The 7,509-nt window shown below is 33.5% G+C and carries 6 protein-coding genes, 1 rRNA gene, 2 pseudogenes and 1 riboswitch; of the genes and pseudogenes, 1 reads left to right on the top strand and 8 read right to left on the bottom strand.

Annotated elements, in window-relative coordinates; all coding sequences use genetic code 11:
- The 7 genes and pseudogenes from FC748_RS21005 to FC748_RS20975 all read right to left on the bottom strand — a co-directional run.
- Window positions 1-67 (bottom strand): 16S ribosomal RNA (locus FC748_RS21005); the annotation flags it as partial.
- A gap of 411 nt (window positions 68-478) precedes the next feature.
- The gene (locus tag FC748_RS21000) at window positions 479-1,783 is read right to left on the bottom strand and encodes an NCS2 family permease (RefSeq protein ID WP_108031261.1); all 1,305 of its coding nucleotides are present in this window, start codon (window positions 1,781-1,783) and stop codon (window positions 479-481) included.
- Window positions 1,784-1,913: 130 nt separating this feature from the next.
- A riboswitch (purine riboswitch) is annotated at window positions 1,914-2,015 on the bottom strand.
- Window positions 2,016-2,172: 157 nt separating this feature from the next.
- Window positions 2,173-2,475, bottom strand: coding sequence for a CPBP family intramembrane glutamic endopeptidase (locus FC748_RS22590; RefSeq protein WP_420798356.1), 303 nt, complete (start codon window positions 2,473-2,475; stop codon window positions 2,173-2,175).
- 546 nt (window positions 2,476-3,021) lie between these two features.
- Window positions 3,022-3,690, bottom strand: coding sequence for an MOSC domain-containing protein (locus FC748_RS20990; protein ID WP_108031257.1), 669 nt, complete (start codon window positions 3,688-3,690; stop codon window positions 3,022-3,024).
- 190 nt (window positions 3,691-3,880) lie between these two features.
- A pseudogene (locus tag FC748_RS20985) lies at window positions 3,881-3,958 on the bottom strand (GMP synthase (glutamine-hydrolyzing)); the annotation flags it as partial.
- Between the two features lie 481 nt (window positions 3,959-4,439).
- A complete protein-coding gene (locus FC748_RS20980; RefSeq protein WP_108031255.1) occupies window positions 4,440-5,072 on the bottom strand; it encodes a hypothetical protein in 633 nt (210 codons plus the stop codon).
- Window positions 5,073-5,144: 72 nt separating this feature from the next.
- Window positions 5,145-5,564: pseudogene (locus FC748_RS20975) on the bottom strand (tyrosine-type recombinase/integrase); the annotation flags it as partial.
- Window positions 5,565-5,599: 35 nt separating this feature from the next.
- Between FC748_RS20975 and FC748_RS20970 the strand changes: the two are divergent.
- Window positions 5,600-6,319, top strand: coding sequence for a hypothetical protein (locus tag FC748_RS20970; protein WP_108031251.1), 720 nt, complete (start codon window positions 5,600-5,602; stop codon window positions 6,317-6,319).
- 256 nt (window positions 6,320-6,575) lie between these two features.
- Here the strand turns inward: FC748_RS20970 and FC748_RS20965 are convergent, their stop codons facing one another.
- Window positions 6,576-7,436, bottom strand: a complete 861-nt coding sequence (locus tag FC748_RS20965) for an RNA helicase (RefSeq protein WP_108031249.1) — start codon at window positions 7,434-7,436, stop codon at window positions 6,576-6,578.
- Window positions 7,437-7,509: the final 73 nt, after the last annotated feature.

The raw sequence follows: 7,509 nt of genomic DNA, 5'->3' as shown, positions 1-7,509 counted from the left end.
GCTCGACTTGCATGTATTAGGCACGCCGCCAGCGTTCGTCCTGAGCCAGGATCAAACTCTCCATAAAAGAAATTTGATTAGCTCAAATTGTTTTGCTGGCATCAATTTTGATGTCCAAAATTTTGTTTCGTTCACTAACTAAGTTAGCTAGTAAAAAACTATATTGATTACGTTTTGCTTGTTCAGTTTTCAAGGTTCATTTTGTTAGTTACTAGTAAGTAACTTTTTATAATTTAACATACATTCAATATGATGTCAACTATTATTTTCTTACAGTGTGTTGTTCACATGTTTCGTAACAACGTGTTTAAATATAACATCTCGTAACATAGTTTGCAAGTGTTTAATTGAAATAAAACTATTCAGTCAATAATAACTAGTAGTTTCTTCTATAGTATATTAAGTGTCAGGCACTCAAACAATTTCGAATAAAAAGCTCCTCTTCGTTTTCACAAAGAGGAGCTTTTTCGTCTTTACATTATCGAACCCAGATAAAGTATGCAAGGAAGACAAAGAACAATCCGTACATCATTGGGTGAATTTCTTTTTTACGACCTGCTAAAAGCATTGTTACAGGATAGAATACGAAACCAATTGCAATCCCTGTTGCAATTGAATAACCAAGTGGCATCATTAATACTGTGAAGAACGCTGGAACTGCAATTTCGAATTTATCCCATTCAATTAAACGCAATGATGAAACCATTAACACACCTACGATAACAAGTGCTGGTGCTGTTACCGCTGAAGTAACAACAGCAAGTAATGGCGAGAAGAATAGCGCGATTATGAATAGCACCGCTGTAACAACTGCAGCAAAACCTGAACGAGCACCTGCTGCTACACCTGAAGTTGATTCTACATATGCAGTAGTTGTTGAAGTTCCGAATAAAGAACCAATTGTTGTAGCTAATGCATCCGCCATAAGCGCACGGCTTGCGCGTGGTAATTTATCATCTTTTACTAGACCAGCTTGAGTAGCAACAGCCATTAATGTACCTGCTGTATCGAAAAAGTCAACGAATAAAAATGTTAGTACTACGACTAAAAATTTAACATTTAATAAAGAACCAAAGTCATGGAAAATTGGGTCAAGTGCAACCATAAAAGTTGAATCTACACTTGGAATTGCTGATACAACAGATTCAGGCGGTGTAATGACACCTGTCATCATACCAACGACTGCTGTAATAACCATTCCTAAGAAAATACCGACGCTGCGGAATTTTAAGATAAGAATGACAGAAATAATAATACCAAACACTGCTAAAAGAGTGGAACCTGTAAATGCACCTAATGTTACTAAAGTTGCTGGACTATCTACAACGATACCCGCTCCTTGTAACCCTACGAATGTAATAAATAAACCAATACCAGCTGATACTGCATATTTAAGTTGTGCTGGAATTGCATTAATAACTGTTTCACGAATACCTGTAAGTGAAAGGATAATAAAAATAATCCCTGAGAAAAACACACCTGTTAACCCAGTTTGCCAAGGAATACCATATGCTCCTACTACAGTGAAAGCAAAGAATGCATTCAATCCCATACCTGGGGCTAATGAGATTGGGAATTTAGCGAAAATACCCATAATCAAAGAACCGACTGCTGCTGCTAATGCTGTTGCTACGAATACAGCACCTTTATCCATTCCTGCATTTTCCAGAATGCCTGGGTTAACTGCTAAAATATAAGCCATGGCAAGGAATGTTGTAATACCACCAATTATTTCGCGGCGATAATTAGTACCTAATTCATCGAACATGAAATATTTTTTCATTTTTTAAAGATCCTCCGTATTGTCGTCTTCAATACCGAAAACAAAAAAGACACGCTGACTACTCTACTAGTCGCATGTCTACGATACATTTCAGCACTCATAATGTGTGAAATAAATTAGTTACTATACATTCGTATAAAACTAAAATCGTAGTCAAGTTATTTACGGTAACTTGGTAGAAACTCACGGGCCTTATCCCCGACATTATACGACGACTTATTTAATTTACAATCGTAATATATCATTTCGTTTTTTAGATTTCAACCCCATTTCCGAACATTTCTTATAAAAAAAATACGAAAGTTCGTATAAAATACGGAATTAATGTTCAGTTTTTGGAAAAAACATAGAAAAATAAAGAAAAAGAACTCTTTTTCTATGAGTTCTTTTTAAAGTGCAAAAAGCATCGCAATACAATTGTTAAAGATATGGAGGGTTATTGAATACACGATATTAAAATTCGATTTGTAGTAAATGACGCCAAAGACGAGCCCAGAGTAAAAGTAAGGTATCACTTGAACAATTTCCGAAAAACTATGTACATGTAAAAGACCAAATAAGAAACTTGAAATTCCAATCGAGAAATAAACCCCTATCTTTGTCTTTAACTTTTTCAGAATGATTCCCCTAAATATTATCTCCTCATTCACCGGTCCTAGCAAAACGACTGGAAACAAAAAGACAAATAGCATTATACCTTGTGCTATCTGCAAAACATGATTGACGCTAGATTGATTTGACGAGTTAGCAAAAGAATCAACTAGCGGATCTATAAACATTACACCTAGATATAGTAACAACAATCCAACAATAAACAATTGAATAAATTTTAAAGGTTTGTTTCGAATATCTTTCAAACCAAGAATTACTAGGCTACGTAATGATATAAAGGCTATGATACAAACCATTCCATGCGCAAGACAAAATAGTAATAAGAAAGTATTTAATTCAGTCTGATTAGCGGGCGAATTAAAAAGCTTTGGCAATACAAGCACCAGTGATATGTAACTAAATAAAATCACGCTATACTTATATTTTCGTAACATTATCTCCATTCCTTTCAATTTTTTCACTACTCATTACTACACAAACAATTATCGTTTTAGACGATTTTATTGTAATAACATGCTATTTAGGATGCAATTCATTTGATCGTAAGCTAATCCATTGAAATTCCTTACATAAATAAGAACCCCCTATAGCCTAAAAGTTAAAGGGGGTTCTGATACTTTTGTGCTTTACTTCCCTACTCGACTCTGTAATGACTGAATCTTTTTTTCTAACTTTTGTTGCCAATCTAACGCTAACGCATCCACCGCTTGAATTTTCTTCATCGCACCTACATCATTGTTTTTATAATAGACTTCGTTGCAATATAAAACAGATATACCTGCAGGATGTCTTTCAATCAATTCAATCGTTGAATTTGCACTGATTGTTCCCTCGATTAGCACACGTGCAAGGTAGCCCGTATACCCCGTTTCAATTAAACGTTTGAGCAATATATCTGCATTTGCATATCTATCAATCGTGCTACACGGAATACGCCCTTGCGTAATTTGAATAACAGCATCTCCAATTTTATAAGTATCTCCTATACAAACATCCGCTTCCAACATGTTCGTTACCGTTAAATTCTCACCGAATGTTGCAGTCGGCAATTTTTTACCTAGTTCTTGCTCCCATTGTATGTAATGCTCTGCAGGATATAAACAAACAGCACGATCAGGCCCACCATGATGTTTTTTATCTGCTACATCATCTCCCTCAAATCCACTCTTTCCCAAATAAACTTCTTGTACTTCTTGTTTTTCAATTCCTGTTATCATTGATCGCCCGTTGCTATAGTTCAATTCTTTCGGCATACCGACAGCTAATGTGTGAATCGTCGCAATACTTTTCTCCATTTTCATCCCCCTCAATTAAAAGCCAACGTATTTCATAAACTTAGTTTACTACATCCAACACTTTTCCAGCAATTTCCCCCTTCTACAATGGTTTATGGTCTATCTTCATGTTACACCCGTCATTCCCACGCAACAAAAAAGCCCTAAACCCCTGTGTTATCAGGGCATTTAGGACTCTTGCTATTAGTGATTATTCCCACTCAATCGTTGCTGGTGGCTTCGATGTGATGTCATACAGCACGCGGTTTACGTGCTTCACTTCGTTGATATAACAATGTTTCCGCGCGGTACTTCAAAATAGTATATTCCATTCAATTCATGTAATTCTTGTCCTCAATTGTAGCAGGTGAACCCCCTATTTACAACGTTATTATTTTGAATAATAGACATGTCGTTTCGATTTCAATGTCGATTTTCTGACGTGTAGCAGGACTATCTTCTATTAGTATAGACAACACTAATTTATCGGAAAATACCGCCCTCCCATGTAGATGTGGCTAGTGGCTATTAGTATAGAGAACACTATTGTCTGTATGTTTAAAGGTAGGGACTACTCCCTTTACTTTCACCTAACATCATTTGACGCTCTCACAACCCCAAGATGACACTCTGACTAATGTTAACCTTTTGTATTCTGACACTCACAGGAACACTCACAGGTGCTTCTGACGTTTCTCAAATTGCTTAGTGACGCTCCATGAATAACGTTTCAATCCTTCATCTCACTACTCAGTAAAATGAGAATTTTACTATTTTACATAAACACAATTATGTATTAAAACTGTAGAATCAGATAACATTTCAATCGCTTCTTCTATATACTCTATAGAAATTTCCAGTTCATTATGGCTGTTTAACTCAACCCATTTCAGTTCACTTATAATACCCACTAATTCTTTGTAGTCTATTTTATCAACCTTACCATTACTGTGTACTATTCTATTTCTTATTTGATGAAAGTGACTAAACTGTTCAAGTTTTTCTTCATTTAGAATCTGCTTTTCAAATTTCTCCTCGAACCATTTAATATAATCTAAGGCATATAAATTCCGTTTTTTCATTTCTTTGAAATCAGGATTAAATTGAAGAACTCTTCGATAGTAATCTGAACATAATTTCTCGAAATAAGAATAACAACTTACTAATCCATTATAGTTTGCTAAACGTGGGTACTCATCTCTATACACAACCCAGTCATCATAATAGAAATCAAAAAATTCGTTTCTTTCTTCTTCATCTTCAATTTTATTACCCATTTCTTCATAATCACTTAATTTCTCATTCCACAAAAGTTGCAATTCATTTAAAAAGTTTTTAATACTTTCAAATTGATGTAAATTAATTGATAATATTGCGTTGGCAAAACCTCTTGATTTTATCATTCACTTCTTTTCCCTTCATTTAAATACACCTTGTAAGGAACACACCAAACCGATATGCCCCTCCTGTTTATGCTAAAAGAAAGTAACGCTCTTGATGCTTGCTTCAACATCTTCTTTCGTGATTCCAATGTATCGTAATGTGATTTTCTGTGAACTGTGATTAAGGATTGTCATTAGTTGCTCTAAGTCCTTTGTTTGCGTATAGAATTGATAGCCGAAAGTTTTACGCATTGTGTGAGTACCAATGTCATGACGACCTATCATATCACCTGCTTTTGTAAGAATACGATATGCCTGTGTGGTTGTAATGTGACTGTCACCTTTGCGACTAGGAAATAAATACACCGCTTCTGTAGGTAACATTTCAATGTACTCAGCAATATCTGCCATTACACTATGTAGATACACTGTACGTTCTTTACTCGTTTTACCTTCACGAATTGCAAAGGACACTTTTCCTTTCACCTGCTCAACCTTCAAGCCTACTAAGTCACCACAACGTAGGTTTTTGCAAACATCATGACGAGATGTATTTTTCTAAAATAGAAGATGTAGATTATCAAAATACAGAAGAACAAAATTTTTGGTTTGCATTTAGAGCACATTGTTTTGAATCTCATCGAAAATATAGATTAAAGAAAAGCTATGCACAACTCTTTAAAAAATATCCCTTTGCTACTCGAAATTTAGAAATAGTAGGTATGTATAAGAATAACGAATTAGACCTTAAAGATGTAGATATAGAGTATAGTAGATTTAAAAGTGCATACGAAAGTAAAAATTTTGGAGATATAGAAAGTTTCGTAAAAGTTCTACCTTTTAAAGTAGGGTTCACTGCTACTACAGCTGTTGCAGTTAATATTGATTTAAACGGTAATGAAACAATAGATATTTATGATTATGATGAAAAATTATTTGTTCCTAGTGTCTACATCTCTATTATTCCCAAAAATGATAGTACATTAGTGATTGTTTCAAGATTTAAAGAAGATAGTTGCTACGAAGGTTTTATGAAGGCATTAGAAAATAACACGGATGATAATTTATTATTCAGCTATCTATCGTTTTGCCTGGCTGAATTTAGTGAAAATATATACTTCTCTCCTCAATTAATTGATAGTATTTCTGAAGCAGAGAAAAATATCATCTCGACTGCCTTCATGGGAATTATAAGTCCCACTCCCGAGCTTCGAATGAAAAATATGTTAAGTACCTTTAGGTTAAATCTATTTAACTATACAATTTAATTTTATAAGGGCTTACCTAAACTATTGTAAGCCCTTTTTACATAACCTATCGTTCTTTTCTATCGTTCACTCCATATGAATTGCTACTTATCTATGACAATAATAGATTTGTTCTATTAAGCTCATTAATTTTTTAAGCAATAAATAGTCAGCTATTCTTCCTACAAAAAGAAAGAACACTTCAACTTAGAATGAAACGATTAATCCTTGTCGTATCGTATAAAGTAACATTAATTATTATAATGAGGTAATTTTATCAAAATGGTAATATACTCAAATTCGTATAAACGTCATCTATAACTTTATCAAGTTCTTTTAAACTACCAACAAGTTTAGATACTTCTTTGTCATTTCGAATAATAGATTGAATTTCGTGATCTTTTTTATAAAATTTAGTCGTGTCAACATTAGGGTTTAATTCTATATATTCTTGCACAAGATTTAAAACACGATTTTCTAAGAGGTATCCACGATTTTTAACCTGATTTTCACTTAATTTTATATTTCTAATATCCTTTTTTATGTCGGTAAACATCTTTTCCATGTACTCTTTATACGGTAACTCGGTACTTTCTAAATTTGATACTTGGTAAGTTCCAAAATCCTTTAAATACATACTTTCTTCATTCTTAGACTTTTTAAAGGTTGCTATTAATTTTGTTTTAAGTTGCTCCTTCACTTCAACAATATCCTTATACCTTAAATCCTTTGGATAATTAATATGATGGATAGAAGATATATCAAATGAATAATCAGTATCATCGTCTTTCAATAAAATAAATGCCTTATCAAATGCAAACCTAACACCTAATTCAAACATTACATTAGGGTTTTTAGAACTTACATCAACAATAACAATATCATCTTCATAAATCCGTTGAATTATGTTTTTTTGGATCAAAGTAACATCTTCAGCTTCACTAACCATACTTACCTTACATTTATAATCATCAATATCCAATAATGCCTCTTCAATAATTTTCCTAACTTCAGCCCAATGCCCCAATGGATAACCTTCCGTATTAGATATTGGCATAATTAAACCTACTTTAAGTGTCTGTACTTCATTCGTTGTAACATTTTCATTAGAAATATCTATTAAATTTGTTCCACTCATAAAAATGCCCCCTTCAAGGAAAGTTTTACCAATATCATAACTATTTAAATTTATTACATCAAGTTAAAAAACA

This window comes from Lysinibacillus sphaericus, assembly GCF_005217585.1.
Classification (GTDB): domain Bacteria; phylum Bacillota; class Bacilli; order Bacillales_A; family Planococcaceae; genus Lysinibacillus; species Lysinibacillus sphaericus.
The sequence above is the reverse complement of the archived record's forward strand: the minus strand, read 5'-3'. Positions and strand labels throughout refer to the sequence as shown.